We start from the raw sequence: 20,927 nt of genomic DNA on the forward strand, positions 1-20,927 counted from the left end.
AGAAATGAACGCAATCATCAAACTTGCCTGGAAGAATATCTGGCGGAAGAAATGGCGAAGCATCCTTATGATAGGACTTGTCGGTATCGGTGTTTTCGCCGGCACATTTGTTGTGGCGTTCATCAACGGATGGATGGAAAACGGCATTGAGGAGCATTTGCAGATGCAGACTTCTCATCTGCAAATTCATGCCAAGGGATATGACGACACTAACGATATAGGCCGTTTCATGGACAGGAATGAAGTGGAAAAGGCGGTGAATAGCGTCAAGGAAATAGCGAGTGCATCATATAGACTGAAGACCAACGCACTGCTGACCACTGCCGAAACAAGCGTCGGACTTATCATGATAGGCGTGGATGCCAATGAAGAAAAAGAAGTTTCGGGCATACATACTACCATTGATACTGACTCCGGAACGTTTCTCGGCAAGCCCACTAATCACCCTGTCGTCATAAGCCGTTACACGGCACGGAAACTCAATGCGCGTATCAACTCCAAAATAATAGTGACATTCCAAAACTCCAATGGCGACATGCAGGAAGTCATGCTTCGAGTGGGAGGAATATTCCATACCAACAGCAAGCGATTTGACAATAACACTGCCTATATGCTCAAGGAAGATCTGCTCCCTTACCTGTCGCTTCCGGCGACCGCTGTTCACGAAACGGCCATCATATTGAAACATTTCGACTATTGCGAAACCACAAAAGACAGTCTGGCAATGGCACTGAAGAACTGCAGCGTACAAAAATGGGACGAGGTTTATCCGTTGATGGAAATATTGTCGGCTTGGCGCGAAATATTAAATATTTTTCTGTTGGGCATTTTTTTCACCGCTCTGGCATTCGGTATAATGAACTTTATGCTTATGTCTGTCATGGAAAGAGAGGAAGAATTGAATATGTTAAGAAACATCGGAGTGAGCCGAAGGCGCATCATGTATATGATTCAAACAGAAACCCTTGCACTCATATCAACCGGCACAATGGCGGGAATAGCATTGTGTTTGATAATGGTTGCATATTTCTCGGAGTCCGGTTTCGACATCTCATTTCTCCTAAGCGACAACGTAAACTATGGCTTCAGTTCGATAATTCATCCTAAAATCGTCGTAAGCAATTTTGTTGAGATAGTATTATTCGTACTTCTCTCATGCTTCTTTGCCTCGACAAGTCCTGTAAGAAAAGCCATTCGTAACAATAAAAACAAGCAACAAACATGAAAGGAAATAATATTATCAAGCCCTCTGCCATAGTACAAACGCAAAATCTTTGCAAGATGTTTCGCAATGGATTGTCGGAAATAAAAGCTGCCGACAACGTGAATATCAACCTAAGCCAAGGCGAGTTCTCTGCAATAGTGGGACCTTCGGGGTCGGGAAAAACCACATTGCTCAACCTCATTGGCGGACTTACCTACCCCACTTCCGGAAAGGTTCTGGTAAATGGGAAAGACATCGGGGCGTTGAAAGACAATGAGTTGGTGGACTTCCGACTTCATAACATCGGTTTCGTGTTCCAGTCGTTCAACCTTATTCCTGTACTGACGGTAGAGGAAAACATATCGTTCATCATGGAGTTGCAGGGCACTGAAAAAAGCAAACGCAGACAACGCACCGACGAATTGCTGGAACTTATAGGACTGAAAGACCGTGCAAAATCACACCCCTCCACATTGTCGGGCGGTCAGAAGCAGCGTGTTGCCGTAGCAAGGGCATTAGCCTCGAAACCGCTTTTCGTGCTGGCAGACGAACCTACGGCAAGTTTAGACATCAAAGCGGCAGGGAAATTGCTTGATACGATGCAACTGTTGAACGAACAGGAGCACATCACATTCTTGTTTTCGACCCACGACCCACGCGTAATGGAGAGAGCAAGGCGCATTATCACGATTGAAGACGGACGTATCATAAAAGACGAATAATATATGACGGGAAAAGTTATCATGGCGTGCATGTTCCTCGCGGGCTGTTGCATAAAAGGAAACGCACAAGGTTTCAACATATCGGGTTATGTTGACAACTATACCATGATAGTTGAAACCGACCCCAAAATAACAGATGAGACATTATGGCAGAACGTAACTTGTCAGCGGTTGAATGCAGAATGGATGCCTAATGAGCATTTGCAAATAGGAATAGGAATGAGAAATCATCTGATTTGGGGAAATGATAAGGTGACAGAAGAACTTGGAGAGTGGTTAAGAAAGAACGATAACCTGTTAGACTTGTCATGGCAAGCAATCAGCAAAAAGGGACTGATGATGAACCTTGCGTTAAACCGTTGCATGGTGCAATGGTCGGCCGAGCAATGGGAAGTGAAAGTTGGACGGCAACAAATCAACTGGGGACAAACCATCGTATGGAATCCCAACAACATCTTTGGCACGTCTCCGTTCATAACTTCATACTATTCGGAATATTCGGTATGCGATGCTGTCAGAACGACATATTACCACAACGAGACATCAAGAAGCGAATTGGCAGCATCCGCAGACCGTGCAGGGAAACCTACCATAGCACTTCTCCACACCAACCACATAGGCAATACCGACCTACAAGTACTGGGCGGTGTTTATAAAGGCAACAACATGGTGGTTGGTGGAGGCTTTTCAACTTCTGTGAATGATGTCAATATACGTATGGAAGGCTCTTATTTCCATAACTTCAAAGCCACCAAAGAGAAAGCAGACATAGTGGAAATTGCCTTGGGAGCAGACAGAATTTTCCCTAACAATCTCACGTTGCAGGGAGAAGTGCTTTACACTAATAATCCTATTAAAGTCTCCGTAGAGGACTTTTGGGAACGTTCATTCCTGCAACCATACGCAGGACTATTGACCATTTCGCATTGGAGTTTCGCCTGTGGCCTGCATTATCCATTCACGGCGCGATGCTCTATCAAAGCCGTTGGTGGCTACTGGTATGACCATCGTGCAATTTATGCCGACGTGGAATTGAAATACCAAATAGCACAAGACTTGCAGATTTCTGCCATTGCACATGCTGCCGACCATAACGATGACCCGATAAGGATTGACGCACGCATGGGAACACTGCGGTTGAAGTGGAATTTCTAAACTGTATTTTCTAACTAACAGGTGCTATTCTTTAATTATATATGTACTAACAATTAATCAAAACAAACGATATGAAATATCTTTTAAACTTAACATCTTTGACGAAATGGTGCTTTACAATGATAGTTGCCATGTTGCTTTTTTCTTGTGAAAAAGATTCTTACGCGCCTCCTTTTCAGGAAATAGTATATGATAAGTTTGCGGGTCAGTTGTTCGAGAAAGAGGTTAACTTGAAAGAGGACATACAAAAGACCCTGCATGATGTGTATGGAGTAGAATCATTTGAGCAACTGGTGGCAAAAAGAGGATATTCAGACGCTAATCTCAAATCAAATATTGAAAAACTGAATCTTTTTATCAAGATGGCACCTAAATATAACATACACGGGATAACTTACCACACCATCGACCCATTCGGCAATCCGATAGTGGCATCCGGAGTTATATATTATCCAAAAAAGATGAAACCCAAAGGTGTTATCCTGATTTCTCCAACATTGAAAACCAAGGGGTATGCCGGAACTGACATTCAGTTAGCCTACGAAGCATTTCCCGGATTGACTGGATATGTATGTATCATTCCCGACGGAATAGGATTGGGAACTACGGCAAATCTTCCACTCGCCCTCATGCAACACGACAACACAGTAAGAATAACCACCGATATGCAACTGGCAACCAAGGAGTTTCTGCACAACCATTATAGGTATGATATGCCACGAGAGACTTTTCTTTTGGGCTACTCACTCGGTGGTCATGGTATTTGGAGCATAGCAAGACACTATCAACAACATCCGGAATTAGACTTTAAGGCAAACGACATCTTCGTTGGAGGTGGAACATATCAGCCCGAAATTGCGGTAGAACACATTCTTGAATTCGATCATGCAGAATATGCCATTAATCCTTATATTATATGGTCGTTCGACCAATATGGAAATCTTAATCTTGATTTCACACAAATATTCAAAGGGAAACTATTGGAAGGAATACCGGAATTATGCAATGGAGAGAAAAGCATCATTTATACTACGTCTTATATTGGAACTGATGTTCATGAATATATGGTAGAAGATTTCCTGCGCAACAAAAATAATCCGCAAAGACTTCTCCTCCTTGAAGCCTTGAAAAAGAACGCGGTTCCAAATGATTGGACTCCTAAAGCCAAAATACATCTTTATCATAGTGCCAACGATAGCATCAGCCCGACAATCTGTGGAGACTTTTTGAACAATTATCTGGAGTCTGTAAATGCAAATGTGACATACCACAGACTCGAACAGGATCATTTCGAATGTGCCATAAGTATGGCTTTGGACGCTTTCAATTTCTTTAGGGCAAAGAAATGATACAGTCCACGGCGAAATACAAAAGGAACAAAAATCATGTTGATATTTGGAATTACCTGCTCGTCCCTTTATGCAGTGTGATTACCACCACTTCCGGTTTCACTCCCAATCGGAACGGAACGAAACCACCGATGCCTGTCGTCACGAATAAGGCACGACCGCTATTGTCGAAATACATTCCGTCATATTCTTTGTATTCGATTGCCGCGGGCGATAATCCCGCAATGCGAATCTGCCCCCCATGAGTATGGCCGCTCATAGTAAGGTTTGCCGTGGTGCGCGGAAGTATTGTGCGTTGCCACGATGTGGGGTCATGTTCCAGCATTATCGAAAAAGCCTCAGCAGGCACACCGGACATTGCCTTATCGACATTTGCACAGTATGTCGTGGTATTCTTACCGTCATTCTGCATTCCGGCAACAAAAATACTGTCGCCTTGTCGTCTAATAACAACATTCTCATCGAGAAGCAAATGCCACCCCATCTGTCTCTGACGGTCACACATCAAGAGTTCGTTTCGCCTGCCGGTTACCGAGTCGGCACGCAGATAATCATTGTAGTCGTGGTTTCCGAGAACCGAAAGCACACCGTCCTTTGCTTCAAGTCTGCCAAGTATGGGCATTGCCGGAAGCAGTTCATCGGGCTGCATATTCTGCAAATCGCCAACAAAGGCTATCATGTCTGCCTGTTGAGCATTAATCGTATCGACAACAACCTGCAGGCGGTCGATACTTCCCCATATATAACTCCCCACATGTGCATCGCTGAAAAGTGCAATGCGGTAACCATCGAACGATGCAGGCAACTGTTCGGAGAAATAATCAACATTGCGTACTTGCACGCCATTGTTACCCCAAAATGAGCCATATAACACCACGATGGCAACCAACAATGCTAATATTATCCCTACTCCACGTCCGCGATTACGCCTAACAAGACCTTTCTTCAGGAGAAAATCGCCAACGGCCGAGCAAATAGTGAATACCACCGCAGGTGCGAATACCAGACCGAGAACAAGCAGATAAATATACAGTTTCCACGTTTCAAGCGGAGCGAAACTGCGCAACGTAGCGAGCCAAACGGTATATGCCAGCATCGCCACACATGGCAACCACCATGCAACGCGCCACATTAAACGTCCACGCCACCGGTTTCGCATCATGCCAAAATCGACATAAAGGAATGGTAACACAATGAGAACTATAATCAATATGGAAATTCGTGCTATCATATTAATCTTACGAAATGATAAGAATGTAGAAACAAAAAAGGAAAATATGTATGCCGTTATCTGAAAAGAAGTTCCTCGCCCCTACTGTCAAGATCAAACACTCCCTTATTATATATATGGTGTCCGTTGCAGAAAGTATGTTCCACATGCCAAGAGAATTCCCGTCCCTCCAGCGGACTCCACCCGCACTTGCTCTGTATCACCTCTTTAGTCACACGCCAAGTCTCTCCGCGCCTAACTATTGCAATGTCCGCTTTCATTCCTTTGCGCAGAAATCCGCGATCGCGTACCTCGAACAATCGCGCAGGGGCATGACACATCAGTTCGGCAACGCGCTCTATTGTGAGCACTCCCTCGTCAACGAGTTGCAGCATCGAAACCAACGAGAACTGTATCATTGGCATTCCGGATGCCGCACGAGCACAACCGCCCTCTTTGTCTGCCGGCAAGTGTGGTGCATGGTCTGTGCCAACAACTGTTATTCTGCCATCGGTGAGTGCTTGTCGCAGTGCATCACGGTCGGCTCGCGACTTCACTGCGGGATTACACTTGATTGCCGTTCCGAGACGTTGGTAATCCTCGTCAGTAAACATCAGGTGTGCAATAACCGCCTCGGCAGTAATCTGGGGATACTTAGGGGAGAAGAGCGAGAGTTCCCGGGCAGTGGTAAGATGTGCCACATGCAGACGTGAACCATGATGTCGAGCCAGTTCTACGGCAAGCGATGTCGAAGCATAGCACGCCTCTGCCGAACGTATCTCCGGATGACATGTTATGTCGGGGTCATCGCCATAGCGTTCTTTTGCCGCCGACATATTACGAGCAATCATTTCCGAATCCTCACAATGCACCATTATCGGAAATCTCGCAGTACTGAAAATCTTATCCAATGCCGCCTTGTCATCAACAAGCATGTTCCCGGTACTTGCCCCCATGAATAGTTTTATGCCCGGAACACGGTGCTTATCAAGCCTCGCGAAAAGGTCGGAATTATCGTTCGTGGCACCGAAAAAGAAAGCATAATTCACATGAGAGGCAGCCTTTGCAATCTCTCGTTTCTGCTGCAACGCATCGAGTGTGGTGGTCTGTGGACAAGTATTCGGCATGTCGAAAAATGATGTAACACCACCGTATGCCGCTGCACGGCTCTCGCTTTCCATGTCAGCCTTGTGCGTAAGTCCCGGTTCGCGGAAATGAACATGGTCGTCGATGATGCCGGGCAGAGCCTTTGCCCCTTCGCAGTCAATCACCTTTACATCGTCCACGGTCGGCATCTCGCCGTAGAATATGTCTTCGATATGTCCATTAGCAATAAGGATTGAGCCGCATCGACTCAATCCTTCATTAACCACCTCGATATTCTTTATCAGTGTTCTGTTTGTCATAAGATTATTTTTCTTTCTCGTTCTGGAGTGCCGGACGTGCAAGATCGTTAGGTGTCGGTGCCACCGGCAACACGTTGTGCTCCACCGGCGGAGCGGCATTGTCTGTCTGGTTCACCAAGTTCTGTTGTTCTTGGAAAGCCTTGTATAGCCCTGCCACCTCTTCGTCCTGCTTAAATTCCGCAGGTGCTTTGGCCATAATAAACTCTATCCATGACGGCAATCCCTGCATGGCATGTGTGTAAAGCACATTGGTCATCCACGAAGGATATGGATAATTGTATGGGTCAATCTCGTAAGAAACCCTATATACGAAAGCCCACGGCCCTATAACATTTTTAAAATTATTTGTCACAACATTTGTGAACAGAGTGTCTTTTTGCTCGCTCAAGCCTATCAGTTTGGCATAAAGACGTTTCATTGTCTCCTGTTCGTCATATCCTTTCATGATGCTTTGGTTCTGCTCGTGTTCCACGTCCATCACCATATCCTGCAATCTGAAGAACGATTTCATGAAATTGTCGAGCGTCCGGTTGAGTTCCGTGCCGCTAACCGTGGTCTGCGAATTGTCTATTTTCACCGTAATATCACCGCTTTCAAGCACCAACGGCGTAACATAAACATCATCTATGAACAAGTTTACGATTCTTATAGAGTCGAGCGTACCATAAAACTTGAACTGCCCATGTACCACATCACATGAATCTATATTCTCCTTATTAGTGTTTTTTACGCTCTTCAGGTAAAGTTTCTTTCCGTCAAGCATCTGCACACTCGAGGTTCCTGTGATGTTATAAGACTTGGCACACGAGGCCAGCAACGTGGTTGCCATCAACGCGTAAAGGATCTTGTTCATACGTTATTCGTTCTGATAAGCATCGGCAAAAATACAATGTATTATCGAAGTAAAGAAAAATTTTTATGCTATTTAAAATATTTTGGGTGGCTTTTATAGTTTTTTTGCCTCTTTCTCAAGTTCCGATGATATTCTGTGCGTTGTATATAGTTCTATCACTGCGGCCACAAGCAGTGCCACCACCCAATTATTATGTATGTAGTGAACGTATGCATTATAGCCCTCTATACCGCTCTCCATAAACTTGGGCAACAGAAACTTATACGCATTTTCAAGCATCAGCAACGCCGCCAACACGAAGAATATGTTACCCACAGTCATTATCGAGCGCAAACGACGTATTGTTAGGTTGTAACCATTGTAAGTCTGTCTCATCTGCATTGCTACAAATGCCCCTGTCCCGACAATCATCATCCACGATGCCGGCTTGCGTATGGCAAGCACGTATGCCACTGCGGCCACTGCCATCAGCACCGCTCCGACAACCATTATCACACTCTCCGTCTTACTCAGTTTTCTCATCTTTCTGCGTAAAAATCTGTTTGTCGTCCGAAAGCACGAATATATCCTCATCGTCTGCTTTCATGAAATATCTCTCTCGGGCTATCTTTTCTATAGCCTTGGGATTTGTTTCCAATTCGCGCAGGCGTGCCATATTGTCTTCATACCTGCTGTTATACTCATCTATCTGCTCTTTCAAGTCGCTAATCTTGCTTTCCAAACGCACACGTTTCAGGAAACTGTTCTCGTCGATTACGCCCACCACGAGCACACCGACAATAATCACTATCCAGTATTTGTTGTGCCCGAAGAACGACAGCACGGAATTAAACTTCTTGCTCATATATGTATATTGTTTATGAGTTCGCGGATTGAAGCCTTATATAGGCAGACTATTGATGAGCGGCAAACCGCTGCTCGGCCAACTGTTCATACTTAGTGCCCGGTCTGCCGTGATTTACGTAAGGATAGATGCTGATGCCGCCACGTGGTGTGAATAGTCCCGAAACCTCTATATATTTCGGATTCATCAGTTTGATAAGGTCTTTCATTATAACGTTCACGCAGTCTTCATGGAAGTCGCCGTGGTTACGGAAACTGAACAGATATAACTTCAGACTCTTACTTTCCACCATGCGCTCTCCCGGAATATACATTATACGTATTTCGGCGAAGTCAGGCTGTCCTGTGATTGGGCACAGCGTGGTGAACTCCGGGCAGTTGAATCTCACCCAATAGTCGTTCTCCGGATGCTTATTCTCGAATGTTTCAAGCACCTCCGGAGCATAGTCATCATTATATTCTGTCTTTGCACCTAATGCTCTAAGTCCGTCTTCCTTACGTGTCTCGTTGTTCATCGTCTCGTTATTTTTGCCACAAAGTTACAAACTAATTTCTTTTCCACAAAATATTAGACTGCATATAATCAGGTTTTTTCATTAATCCTTAAATCCACAATCTATCTTTTCCCCTTTGTTTGTATAGTGAAAAATCCGGACGTATCTGTTTTTAAGTTCTATTTTCTTGAAACACAAGACTGATTAATCGCTCAAAATTTCTACATAATTGAAAACATACCACCAAAACCCAAAGATTTTTTATCCAAATTTAAAAAATTAGCACACATTTGTTTGGCAAATTAAAAATAATTCGCTAATTTTGTGCTGTTCACTTGTCAAGTCAAGAGAAGAAGCAAACTAAAAGTCTAAATACATTCAGTGTTAACTCTAAAATCTTAAACTCATGAAAAGACTATTTTTATTTAGCTTGGCCCTTGCGGCTACATGTGCTGCTTCCGCACAGACAGTAATCGATTCAAAAATTTTGGCTCCAGGCTATGAGAACCAAATTGTACAAGACCAAAAAGGCAGAATTTTCAAAAAGTTGGTGAAGCCTAACACCATTGCCAATGAGAAAATTGCACCCACAACAAAGGTCATGAAAGCCGAAAGCAACCTTGAAGAAACGTTCTACGAGGGCTTCGAGGGTTGGGAGCCGAGCTATGGTATCAACTGGATACCCGAGAATTGGAAAGAGATCAACACCGAGGCGAATATCCCTTCAGAGGAGAACCTGTCGCACAACGTGAACAACACATGGTTTGTTTACACAAGTAGCAATATGTTTCAAGAACTGACCACTGACGGAGAGAAGGAGGCTTTCATACATTTCGGCTATATCAACGAGGCCTATGGACTGCACGCCGAGGCGCAGGACGAGTGGCTGGTGTCACCTGTAATCTCCTTGAAAGAGAAAGAAACGCTCCATTTCATGTTGCAGGCCGATTTCTTCAACTTATATAACTGTACCGATTTCGACTGGACTAACCATGTATATAAGAACGGACGCGAGGTCGTGAACACGATGAAAATAATGCTTTCCACCGACAATGGCGAGACATGGAGCGAAATTTGGGACTTGGTCAACAACGTAGTGTCGCATCTCACCGACCAGGAGTGCTTCGACAACTCCGATTTGAAAATAAAACACTACGACATAGACCTATCCGACTATGCGGGTAAGAATATCCAATTAGCGTGGAGATACGTCCGTGACGAGGGCGACTGGAAGGGCAACTCCATGATTCTTGATGGCATTTTCATCAAACACCCCGCTTCGACAGACATCCAAGGCGTATCAACAGGTTCTGTAAGCTATGAGTATTACGACGTGAACGGAACTAAACTGACGGACAAACCAAGCAAGAAAGGCCTCTACCTCCGCAAGGGCGAAGGCAAAACAACGAAGGTAATGCTCTAAAAAATATTCATGGTGATAGACAGGTCAAAGGACAAGGACTTGTCTATCACCATTTTTTTAATACGGTAAGATCATTATTCCACGATGCTCTTGCCCACCATATAGCCCATTGTCCACAGTGCCTGAAGTATGAAACCTACCATCATGGTATCTATATTTGGCACCCACCCGACAAAGAACTGATGCTAACACTCCTTGCTTTCAACCTTATTCAAGTTGAAATTGTCCCTAAAAGAAAACTCCAGAAGCCCCCTAAAACTGTCCTTGCAACTTACTTCATAGACATAGTTTGTTTGGGTCGGACAACAATAAATGTGAATAGAAATAAAGAGAAAACTTTGGGAGTAATGGGAATTTTGTAGGCTGAAACCTCTCGTATGCCTTTTATTTGCTACCTTTGTAGGATTTGAAAACCTATGAAAAAAAATATTGCTGTCCGGTAAAAGCAAATTGAACGTTTGCAATCCTTTTGTCTAAGGGCAATACAGACGTTTTTAGATCTATGGGGCTTGTATTCCAGTTATAAATCGTAAGCATTATAAAAGTGCTTGTTTTTATAAGATAATGATTTTGTTCTTGGATTTAAGGTCAAATAATGTATTATTAAAGGCAATTCCTCTTACACAGATTGGGAGAAAAAGTTTTACCGGACAGCAATAGCTGTAAATATAATGTTGGCAACGGCGGCATATAACTTCAAAAGAGCAATGAGAGTTCTTTTGTGGTTCATAAAAATAATCTGTGAAAAGTTGAAAGGAAGCAACTTTTCACAGGAATATGCGCTTGCAAAAAGAAATGAGTAAAGGGATAGAACTTTTTAAGGAACGACTATAAAATAGCGTTCTTATTATCCTTTTTGTAGCGAGAGAGAAGATTCTTAAAGTCCAAATCATCACGAAGGCCGTCCCAATCAGTATCCTTTTCCACAAAGTCTACAGAGATTTTACCCCCTTCGAGAGAACGTTCCAAATACTTTAGTGCTTCTCCTTTCTTATTTCTTATAGCATACAAACAAGCCAAATTATAGGCATCACCTCCATATTTAATCGCTTGCAGATTTTTTTCAACGGTTTCATCGTATAGTTTCTCTGCTGCAACACCGGATTTTGTCTGTGCAAGATTATATAAAGCAACTCCCCAATTGTAATATACCTCATGATCGTCTGGCTTTATCCGGATTGCCTGACTATACTTCTCAAAGGATTCATTGTATAGTGCTTCAGCTTCGATACCAGACTTGCTCTGTGCAAGATCGCTTAAAGCAACTCCCCAATTGCAATATACCTCATGATAGTCTGGCTTTATCCGGATTGCCTGACTATACTTCTCAAAGGATTCATTGTATAGTGCTTCAGCTTCGATACCAGACTTGCTCTGTGCAAGATCACTTAAAGCATTTCCCCAATTGTTATATGCATTGGGATAGTCTGGCTTTATCCGGATTGCCTGACTATACTTCTCAAAGGATTCATTGTATAGTGCTTCAGCTTCGATACCAGACTTGCTCTGTGCAAGATCACTTAAAGCATTTCCCCAATTGTTATATGCATTTGGGTAGTCTGGCTTTATCCGGATTGCCTGACGATACTTCTCAAAGGATTCATTGTATAGTGCTTCAGCTTCGATACCAGACTTGCTCTGTGCAAGATCGCTTAAAGCAACTCCCCAATTGTAATATGCGGCAGAAGATTTAGGGGTTAATACTGTTGCATTCTCATACTCTTTTGAGGCTTCTAAATATTCTCCAGCCAAATGAAACTTTAGTCCTATATTAAAGTGATTTTGGGCTTCTCTCTCTAAAAGAAGTGCTTGTCTTTTGTATTCATCCTGTACTTGAGCAAGTTGCTCTGAAAGAGAATCTATCTCTTTTTCAGACTCTTTAAGCTGATCTAAAAGTGTCTTCTTTTCCAAACTTTTCTTTGCTTCCGCAGCTTGCTTAATTGCTACAAGTTGTTCTATAACTTTTGGAATTTCTTCATGTGAAACAACTTGAATAGAAGTTAGGAAATTAAGACTATCATCTAATGAGTCAAGGGTAATGATATAGTGTTCTTGGCTGTAGATACCTTGCGTTCTCTTGATTTCCTTAAAAATACCATTGATTTGAGGGTCGCCCAAGCCCGTACCAATAAAAAGAAAGGTTTTATTGAAAATGAGATTTCGCAAAGCATACAAGGTATGTTCAGCCTCTCGTCCTTCGCTTTTATACATATTGTCATAGTCCGATGGGAACAAGACCATAGAGTCTATATGTTCTATACAACCATGTAACTTGAACAAAAAGACGGAATCTTTCTTTAGTCTATTCAGTTCGTAATCTTTAGTTTTATACGCTTTTATTTCTTGGAGTTTAGGAACAGCCTTTTCAAAAGCCCTATCATAGTTGGTGGTAATAATCTTTGTAGATAAGTTGAACAGTTTTTGATGGAAGGAAAGGTCGTTCTTCTCTTGCAATGTAAAATAGTGTTTGACAAACTCACCAACTTCTCTTCTGTTTATTCCTTTTGTTTCCAATTTCTGAAGAGTGTCTATCGGCGTTAACCTATCGTAACACTGCTTCTCTTCATCTGTAATATAGCCTTTCTTTTTCAGATGCGATGTTATAGATTTAACCATTTTATCCCATCCTTCAAGAGGCTCATTTATCGTGTTTGTTAAGTTCCAAGACAGACCGGCACCAATGAATAGCACCAGATCATCTGCTTCGATTGCTTCTTTTAATCCCGGAGGTATCGTTATCATAAGGTTTTAATATTTATGTTATACAACTGCTGTTACAAATGAAAAATCGTGTAGTATAAGACCCGAACCGCAAATCAGTGTTTTGACTAACAGATTATCACAGATACAAAGGTATAAAAAATATTGGTGCTTGAGGAAAAATTTTCTACGAATTTTCAACCATGGATTTCCTTACTCGAACCTGCACAACGGAAGTTACCTAATCCTAAGTTTGGCGGGTATACCAATTTCGCCACAGGCGCGCAGACGTTCTTTTTAGAAACGTGATGCAAAGGTAGTGTGTTTTTTATGATAATCCAAATTATACGCGGATTATTATATTTAGTCGTTCCTTAAAAAAGGTTTATTTTATTGATTTATAGTCAATTATCCTCTTATTTATATGTATACTTCTGCAAGTTTTTGTACCTTTACAGTATAAAACTTGCAGAATTTCATGTTAAAAAGAACCTCCAATCAACTATCATTATTCTCTTCCTTAGAGGATATGCTCAATCACAACCATCCTCTTTACAAACTTGCCAATAAAATCAATTGGCGTAGATTTGAAGACGCGTTTTCTCCTTTATATTGCAGAACCAATGGTCGCCCTGCCCATCCTATTCGTTTGACGTGCGGTATTCTAATCTTGAAACACGTTCGTAATATTTCCGACGAAAGCGTCGTTCTACAGTGGAGTGAGAATGCTTATTATCAGTAATTCTGCAGTCAATTGGAATTTCTTCCCAAGGAACCTTGTGAAGCTTCCGATTTGGTTCGTTTTCGAAACCGTATAGGCGAGCAAGGAATTGAAATAATCCTTGCGGAGAGCATCCGTGTCAATACGGAGAACGATGATGAGGATTATTTTGGAACGGCTTTTATTTATTCTACGGTTCAGGAGAAGAATTCAGGAATGAATATGACGGGCATACGGTAGAAGCAACCTTACAACAAATGGAAAGGATGACAGGCAGGTGCATTGATAACTTGGCAGGTGACAGAGAATATATAGGAATAAAGCAAGTCGGGACGAAAAAGATACTCATACCGGAGTACCCAAAACACAAAGATGGTTATTGTCAAAAGAAAAAGAAACACAAACTGTTTTAAGCGTGCAGGAATAGAGCCAACCATAGGACATCTTAAAAGTGATTACAGATTATCTCGCAACTTTTACAAAGGTGTGAAAGGAGATGCTATAAATATAATGTTGGCAACGGCGGCATATAACTTCAAAAGAGCAATGAGAGTTCTTTTGTGAGTCATTAAAATAATCTGTGAAAAGTTGAAAGGAAGCAACTTTTCACAGGAATATGCGTTTGCAAAAGGAAATGAGTAAAGGAGTAGAACTTTTTAAGGAACGGCTAATTCCTACCTGAAACAACCCATGCAACATACTTTATAGACATAGTATGTTTGGTGTGGGACACCAATTTATGCGCGAGTTCTAGTTAAGAACTCTTTTGTTGAGTCTCCTTATACTGAACTCGCATATTAATATTACGCTAAGCATTGGCAATAAAACATAAACAATTAATCTTCAATTTTTACTGGTGCAATAAATGTGAATAGAAATAAAAGGAAAACTTTGTCATAGTTTTCCTCTACAATAGTCCATCTCTGACAGATCACACCAACCTGCATCCTTTATCTCGCGAAGGAATAAACGAGCACACATTTCGGCATCGTCACCGGCACGATGATGTTTACCTTCAGGAATCTCGAATTGTTCACAGAGGAAGCCCAGTGTGTTTGTACAAAAGTCATAGTTCCGACGAGCTACTCGAAGTGTGCAATAGTAGTCTATATCGGGAGTTTCAAGTTGATGAAACTCTAACGACTGACGAATACAGGATATATCAAATGCAGCATTATGAGCAACTAAAATTGGAGTTTCAGCAAGATAATTCATAATCTCTGCCCATATTTCAGGAAATTCAGACGCATCCTTAGTGTTTTCCGGATGAATGCCATGAATCTGTATATTCCTATATAAGTATGCATTATCCTCAGGACGCACATACCATGATTTGGTATCTACGACCTTTCCATCTTTTACTACACATATACCCGCTTCACAGATGGACGTTCGCTTATTTGTTGCTGTCTCAAAGTCTATTGCAACAAAATTCAATCCTTTAATCATAAGTTTTACATACTTTGATATCACACTATATGTACAATATAGAAATTGCTTCTATATGTGGATAGTAGTTCTTTAGCACTTGCTGGTGTAGGCAGGCTCTCAACACTATTATGCGCATATTAACCTCTTCAAAATCATTAAGGATCCGATAGTAAAAATCTATAAAGATCTAACAAAATCCGCTATTATTACCGAGGGCAAAATTACATAAATTTTATGTATTATCTATGAATTTAAGAAGAATTTTAGTGTCGAATTCACGAATAACATAATTGCATAGGACGATTTAGCATTTCCGGAAAAAAGCATAGCGATATAAACTTCTGCTAAGTTTGAATTCGTGATTAAAAGTAACCTGAAATGCACATAAATTGATTTCAAATATCCATTTTAGGTTATTCTAATAAACGATTTATTCAAAAAATCGCTTATCCCAATAAGTTTTTTTTTATTATTTTTAGGTTATCCCAATAAGTTTCTATAATTTTGCATTCAAATAAAAAACAAAAATATGGAAACGCTATTTAAGAAACATCGAATGCTTATTTCTCAGACTAACACCAAGATAGTTCGTGAAATCATGAAATCTATAGACTGGGAAAAGCAACTGGTCGCAATCAGGGGTTCACAAGGTGTTGGTAAGACTACACTTGTGCGGCAGTATATACTTGAGACTTATGGTGCTCGTCCTGATAAAGCATTGTATTGCGTAATGGATGGTATGTATTTCACAAATCATTCATTAATTGACCTTGCCGAACAATTTTATAATATGGGTGGTGAGCATCTGTTCTTGGATGAGGTGCACAAATATCCCACATGGAGTAAGGAAATAAAAGAAATTATCGACCTTTGGCCATCACTGAAAATCACTTTTACGGGTTCATCACTTATTCAGATTCTTAATGCTGATGCCGACTTGTCAAGACGTGTTTTAGCATATGACATGGCAGGTTTATCGTTCAGAGAGTATTTACGTTTTTACAAAAATATATCTATACCAAAATATTCACTTGAAGAAATTCTTCAAAATGCTGACAATATATGCGATGAAGTATGCGAAAAATGCCACCCCTTACCTTATTTCGAGGAATATCTGAAAGTTGGTTATTATCCTTTTTATGATGGCAATGAAGAAGAATATTACAGTAGAATAGAGAATGTTGTAAGTTTTATAATAGATCAGGAAATGACACAATTCTGTGGCGTGGAGCCTGCTTACACTCGAAAAATCAAGGCAATGATGATGTTCTTGTCTGACAATCTGCCATACGAAGTGAATATAGCAAAACTGGCATCGTATTTAGAACTTAACAAAACAACAGTATTAAGTTATTTATCCAGTATGCAGAAAGCAGAGTTACTGAATTTGCTATATACTGACATCAAGTCAGTAACAAAGATGCAGAAACCTGATAAGATTTATCTGCATAACACTAATATTTTAAACACACTAAGTACTAAAAAAAACATAGGAACTATACGAGAATGTTTTGCTGTGAATCAGTTGTCTGTATGTCATACGGTAGAGTATGGTAAGATAAATGGTGATATAAAGATAGATGGCAAAATTACGTTTGAAATAAGAGGTAAAGACAAATCATTCGAACAAATAGCCAACGTTCCTGATTCTTATATATTAGCAGACCAAATTGAATTTCCTATTGGAAAGAAATTGCCTCTTTGGATAATTGGGCTGATTTATTAAAGACGTAATGGGCATTTGGTAGGCTGATATGCCGGCCTTCCAAATGTCCATTGCTCCGTTATTGCAGAGATATTATTCTCATAAATATCAAAAACAATAGAATTGCTCAACTGTTTTGTGCCCGGAATAACCTATTTCAGCACTGCTTTTCTCTAATCTTTGCTCTTTATTTATTATACCGGACATAAGTACTATTACAATTTATTATGAACACACATTAGTAAAGAATAATGATGATAATCTCTTGATACTGAGAAGGATTTTTAAGGCGTTGCAAAATGGGCGAAATTGGTCTGCAAAATGGGCGAAATTGATGAGCAATTTCGGCGAATTTGGTTTGCAAAAGGACATGAAATGAGAAATAAAAAATGTGAAAACGGTGGAAAGAATTAAACAAACGGCGTGATTTTGCATCGAAAATTAAAAAGCAATGGGTATAGGACTGCATATTAAACCCCAACCGATCATTAGAACGCATGTCTTAGATTAGAGTTTAATGAGTCACTATCATCCTCCGAAAAGATTTTGAACATTATGAATTTTAAAAAGATTATGCTTGCGATGCTTGTGACATTCGCAGCAATGATGGCACAAGCACAAGGTATCAAGATTACCGGAAAGATTGTTGACAGCGAAACAAAGGAGGCTGTAATGCAGAGCACGGTGCAGTTGTTGCGTAGCGACTCTACATTCGTAAGCGGTGCACTGACCGACGAAAAGGGTGAGTTCGCGATAAAAAATCCCGGCAATGGGAAGTTCATAGTGAAAGTTTCAAACATCGGATATTCCGTATTAACAAAGGCAATAACTGTCTCACAAGATAAGGAGTTGGTATTGGGAACGCTGTCGATAACTCCGGATGCCATAATGCTTGAGGGTGTAACGGCAACGGGACAGGCAAAGAAAATGGTGCTCAAAGAAGATACCTTAATCTACAATGCCAATGCTTTCCGCACGCCGGAAGGCTCTGTCGTGGAGGAACTTGTGAAACGGCTGCCCGGAGCAGAGATATCAGAAGACGGAAAGATTACCATAAACGGAAAGGAAGTGAAGAAGATAAAGGTTGACGGAAAGGAGTTTATGACCGGCGACACACAGACAGCATTAAAGAATCTTCCTACTTCGATAATAAGCAGTATAAAGTCGTACGATGACAAGAGCGACATGGCACGAATGACAGGAATAGACGACGGAAACGAGGAAACCGTACTCGACTTTGGCATAAAAGCGGGAATGAACAAGGGAACGTTGGCAAACGTAGATCTCGGCATCGGTAATAAGAGCCGTTATGCGGAACGTATGATGGGCGGAATGTTCAACGACAAGATGCGCACCATGGTCTTCGGGAGTTTCAATAACGCAAACGAAAAAGGATTTCCGGGTGGTGGAGGAAGAGGAGGATTTGGTCAACAGCAGAATGGTCTGAATACCTCGAAAATGATTGGCGTGAACTTCAACTATGAGGATAAAGACAAACTCCAAATTGACGGGCACCTGCGCTGGAACCATTCCAACAACGATACGCGTGCCGAACAGGCTTCCGAGTATTTCGTTGGCGGCTCGTCATCCTTCTCCAACAGTCTGAATCAGAGTTATTCGCGCCGCAACAGGTGGAACTTCCATGCCAAAGTGGAATGGCGACCCGACTCTATGACAACATTGTTGTTCCGTCCTTCACTTTCAACGACATCGACTGACAAGCGCAACATCGGTCTTTCGGCAAGTTATACAGACGACCCGTATCTGCACACAGCCCTACCGCTCGACCCTGCATCAATAGAACAGATGGCAAAAGACGGAACGATGGTGAATACTAATGCAGCAAAATCAGTAACATACGATGACAGTAAGACTCTCGGAGGAACGTTGTTGCTGAGCCGTAAACTGAATGGCGAGGGCCGAAACATAACAATCGAGACTGAGGCATCTCACAACAAAAGTGCAAGTGACAACCTGTCGCTATCTGACGTTCACCTTTACAAGATAAAGAACAGCGCAGGCAACGACTCCACATATAGCATAAACCGTTACAACACGATGCCTACAACATCGTACAACTACAGTGTAATGGCAACATACACCGAACCTATATTCAGAAAGACATACCTGCAACTGGGTTATAAATTCGGTTTCGGATATAGCAAAAGCGACCGCTCGACATACGACTTCAGTAATATAGACGGGACGTTGTTCACCGGTATTACACCGGTGTATCGTGGTTGGGACAATTATTTCGCACGGCTCACCAACCCTAAGGAGTCGTACCTTGACACCGACCTGAGCCGTTTCTCGGAATACAGGAACTATACCCACGAGGTGCAACTGACTTATCGAATGGTAAGGGATAAGTATCAATTGAATGCCGGAGTGATGTTGCAACCGCAACGCACCAATTACAGACAGGACTATCGTGGCATAAGCATCGACACCACACGCACGGTGACGAACTTCTCGCCGACATTCGACTTCAGATACGACTTCAACAAGGTGTCAAGACTGCGCATCAATTACAGCGGAACATCAGCACAACCGTCGATGACCGACCTCCTCGACATCGTCGATGACAGTGACCCGCTGAACATCACACGCGGAAATCCGGGTCTTAAACCGGCCTTCACACACAGCATGCGACTGTTCTACAACAATTACTCGCAGAAATATCAGCGTGCCATAATGACCTTCGCCCACTATAGCAACACGCGGAACGGCATAAGCAGGATGGTGACCTACGACGAGAATACGGGAACACGAACCACCCGACCGGTGAATATCAACGGCAACTGGAACGCTGTTGTCGGTCTGATGTTCAACACCGCGGTGGACTCTACGGGATATTTCAACTTTAACTCGTTCAGCATGCTAAACTATAACAACCATGTGGGATATGTCTCGATGGGCATGAGTGCCGGTTCGATGAAGAACACCACGCGAACAACGGGCATAATAGAACGACTGGGATTGAGTTTCAGAAACTCATGGCTGGAAGTGGAACTGAACGGTTCGCTTAACTATACGCATGGGCGCAACTTGCTGCAGGCACAGAACAACCTTGACACATGGCAGTTCGACTACGGCATGAACACGACGATATACCTGCCGTGGGGAACATCGTTATCAACCGACCTACACGCAAAAAGCACTCGCGGATATAACGATAAGGCTATGAATACCAACAACTTGATATGGAACGCACAGATAAGTCATGGATTCTTGAAAAACAATGCACTCACTGTGATGCTGCAGTTCTACGACATTCTGAAGCAACAGAACACGTTCAAGCGTACATTCAATGCCATGATGCGCACCGATACGCAGTATAACAACATCAACAGTTATGCCATGCTGCATGTAACCTACCGCCTGAACCTCTTCGGAGGTAAAGGCAATGGCGACAGGCCACCGCACGACGGCTTCAACAATGGTCCCGGAGGACACGGAGGAGGACACGGATTCGGTGGCAACAACGGTGGATTTGGCAGACCGAGAGGAATAGGTGGTGGCGGACACGGCAACCTATAACAGCGAAAAAGCGGCGCATGGGGGTTCCCACACGCCGCTTTTTCAATATCTAATAACAACGATAAAAATATAAGATTAAACCTAAACGGGTTATTATACCGCAAAGTTAAGAATCTCTTTTTGATAGTCTTGCTTACCGTTATCTTTATCTCAAATCGGTAATCTGTTACA

The 20,927-nt window shown here is 42.1% G+C and carries 17 protein-coding genes and 1 pseudogene; 10 read left to right on the top strand and 8 right to left on the bottom strand.

Features of this window, described 5'->3' with window-relative positions:
- Positions 1-4 precede the first annotated feature (4 nt).
- The 4 genes from EHV08_RS04695 to EHV08_RS04710 all read left to right on the top strand — a co-directional run bounded on the left by EHV08_RS04695 (position 5) and on the right by EHV08_RS04710 (position 4,430).
- Entirely contained in the window at positions 5-1,225 is a 1,221-nt protein-coding gene (locus tag EHV08_RS04695) for an ABC transporter permease (protein WP_126678298.1), read from the top strand.
- Complete coding sequence (locus EHV08_RS04700; RefSeq protein WP_126678299.1) at positions 1,222-1,926, top strand: ABC transporter ATP-binding protein; 705 nt, start codon at positions 1,222-1,224, stop codon at positions 1,924-1,926. The genes EHV08_RS04695 and EHV08_RS04700 overlap by 4 nt, the downstream gene beginning before the upstream one ends.
- A gap of 3 nt (positions 1,927-1,929) precedes the next feature.
- A complete protein-coding gene (locus EHV08_RS04705) occupies positions 1,930-3,081 on the top strand; it encodes a hypothetical protein (RefSeq protein WP_126678300.1) in 1,152 nt (383 codons plus the stop codon).
- Between the two features lie 71 nt (positions 3,082-3,152).
- On the top strand, positions 3,153-4,430 hold the full coding sequence (locus tag EHV08_RS04710; RefSeq protein ID WP_126678301.1) for an alpha/beta hydrolase family protein: 1,278 nt from the start codon (positions 3,153-3,155) through the stop codon (positions 4,428-4,430).
- A gap of 52 nt (positions 4,431-4,482) precedes the next feature.
- Here the strand turns inward: EHV08_RS04710 and EHV08_RS04715 are convergent, their stop codons facing one another.
- The 6 genes from EHV08_RS04715 to queF form a co-directional block, all read right to left on the bottom strand.
- Complete coding sequence (locus EHV08_RS04715) at positions 4,483-5,661, bottom strand: metallophosphoesterase (RefSeq protein ID WP_126678302.1); 1,179 nt, start codon at positions 5,659-5,661, stop codon at positions 4,483-4,485.
- A 56-nt stretch (positions 5,662-5,717) separates the two neighbouring features.
- Positions 5,718-7,046, bottom strand: coding sequence for a dihydroorotase (locus EHV08_RS04720; RefSeq protein ID WP_126678303.1), 1,329 nt, complete (start codon positions 7,044-7,046; stop codon positions 5,718-5,720).
- 4 nt (positions 7,047-7,050) lie between these two features.
- The gene (locus tag EHV08_RS04725; protein WP_126678304.1) at positions 7,051-7,899 is read right to left on the bottom strand and encodes a DUF4369 domain-containing protein; all 849 of its coding nucleotides are present in this window, start codon (positions 7,897-7,899) and stop codon (positions 7,051-7,053) included.
- 93 nt (positions 7,900-7,992) lie between these two features.
- Positions 7,993-8,421 (bottom strand): hypothetical protein, encoded by a 429-nt coding sequence (locus EHV08_RS04730; protein ID WP_126678305.1) that lies wholly within the window; start codon positions 8,419-8,421, stop codon positions 7,993-7,995.
- On the bottom strand, positions 8,405-8,743 hold the full coding sequence (locus EHV08_RS04735) for an FtsB family cell division protein (RefSeq protein WP_126678306.1): 339 nt from the start codon (positions 8,741-8,743) through the stop codon (positions 8,405-8,407). Before EHV08_RS04735 ends, EHV08_RS04730 begins: the two co-directional genes overlap by 17 nt.
- Positions 8,744-8,792: 49 nt before the next feature.
- The gene (queF, locus tag EHV08_RS04740) at positions 8,793-9,257 is read right to left on the bottom strand and encodes a preQ(1) synthase (RefSeq protein ID WP_126678307.1); all 465 of its coding nucleotides are present in this window, start codon (positions 9,255-9,257) and stop codon (positions 8,793-8,795) included.
- 466 nt (positions 9,258-9,723) lie between these two features.
- Here queF and EHV08_RS04745 point away from each other — a divergent pair, with 466 nt between their 5' ends.
- Complete coding sequence (locus EHV08_RS04745; RefSeq protein WP_126678308.1) at positions 9,724-10,659, top strand: choice-of-anchor J domain-containing protein; 936 nt, start codon at positions 9,724-9,726, stop codon at positions 10,657-10,659.
- An 828-nt stretch (positions 10,660-11,487) separates the two neighbouring features.
- Here EHV08_RS04745 and EHV08_RS04755 read toward each other — a convergent pair.
- Positions 11,488-13,401 carry a tetratricopeptide repeat protein gene (locus tag EHV08_RS04755; RefSeq protein ID WP_126678310.1) on the bottom strand — a complete coding sequence of 638 codons (1,914 nt, stop codon included), beginning with the start codon at positions 13,399-13,401 and terminating at the stop codon, positions 11,488-11,490.
- Between the two features lie 487 nt (positions 13,402-13,888).
- Here EHV08_RS04755 and EHV08_RS11890 point away from each other — a divergent pair, with 487 nt between their 5' ends.
- The 3 genes and pseudogenes from EHV08_RS11890 to EHV08_RS11900 all read left to right on the top strand — a co-directional run.
- Positions 13,889-14,101 carry a transposase gene (locus EHV08_RS11890; protein WP_394366044.1) on the top strand — a complete coding sequence of 71 codons (213 nt, stop codon included), beginning with the start codon at positions 13,889-13,891 and terminating at the stop codon, positions 14,099-14,101.
- A gap of 51 nt (positions 14,102-14,152) precedes the next feature.
- On the top strand, positions 14,153-14,320 hold the full coding sequence (locus tag EHV08_RS11895; protein ID WP_394366036.1) for a hypothetical protein: 168 nt from the start codon (positions 14,153-14,155) through the stop codon (positions 14,318-14,320).
- Positions 14,321-14,434: 114 nt separating this feature from the next.
- Positions 14,435-14,644, top strand: a pseudogene (locus tag EHV08_RS11900) (transposase); the annotation flags it as partial.
- Positions 14,645-14,974: 330 nt separating this feature from the next.
- On the opposite strand, the gene EHV08_RS04765 reads toward EHV08_RS11900, so the two are convergent.
- Positions 14,975-15,529, bottom strand: a complete 555-nt coding sequence (locus tag EHV08_RS04765) for a 3'-5' exonuclease (RefSeq protein ID WP_394366037.1) — start codon at positions 15,527-15,529, stop codon at positions 14,975-14,977.
- Between the two features lie 511 nt (positions 15,530-16,040).
- On the opposite strand from EHV08_RS04765, the gene EHV08_RS04770 reads away from it, so the two are divergent.
- Both EHV08_RS04770 and EHV08_RS04775 read left to right on the top strand, forming a co-directional pair.
- A complete protein-coding gene (locus EHV08_RS04770; RefSeq protein WP_126678311.1) occupies positions 16,041-17,237 on the top strand; it encodes an ATP-binding protein in 1,197 nt (398 codons plus the stop codon).
- Between the two features lie 534 nt (positions 17,238-17,771).
- On the top strand, positions 17,772-20,756 hold the full coding sequence (locus EHV08_RS04775) for a TonB-dependent receptor (protein ID WP_126678312.1): 2,985 nt from the start codon (positions 17,772-17,774) through the stop codon (positions 20,754-20,756).
- Positions 20,757-20,927: the final 171 nt, after the last annotated feature.

This window comes from Prevotella koreensis (assembly GCF_003977605.1).
Taxonomy (GTDB): domain Bacteria; phylum Bacteroidota; class Bacteroidia; order Bacteroidales; family Bacteroidaceae; genus Prevotella; species Prevotella koreensis.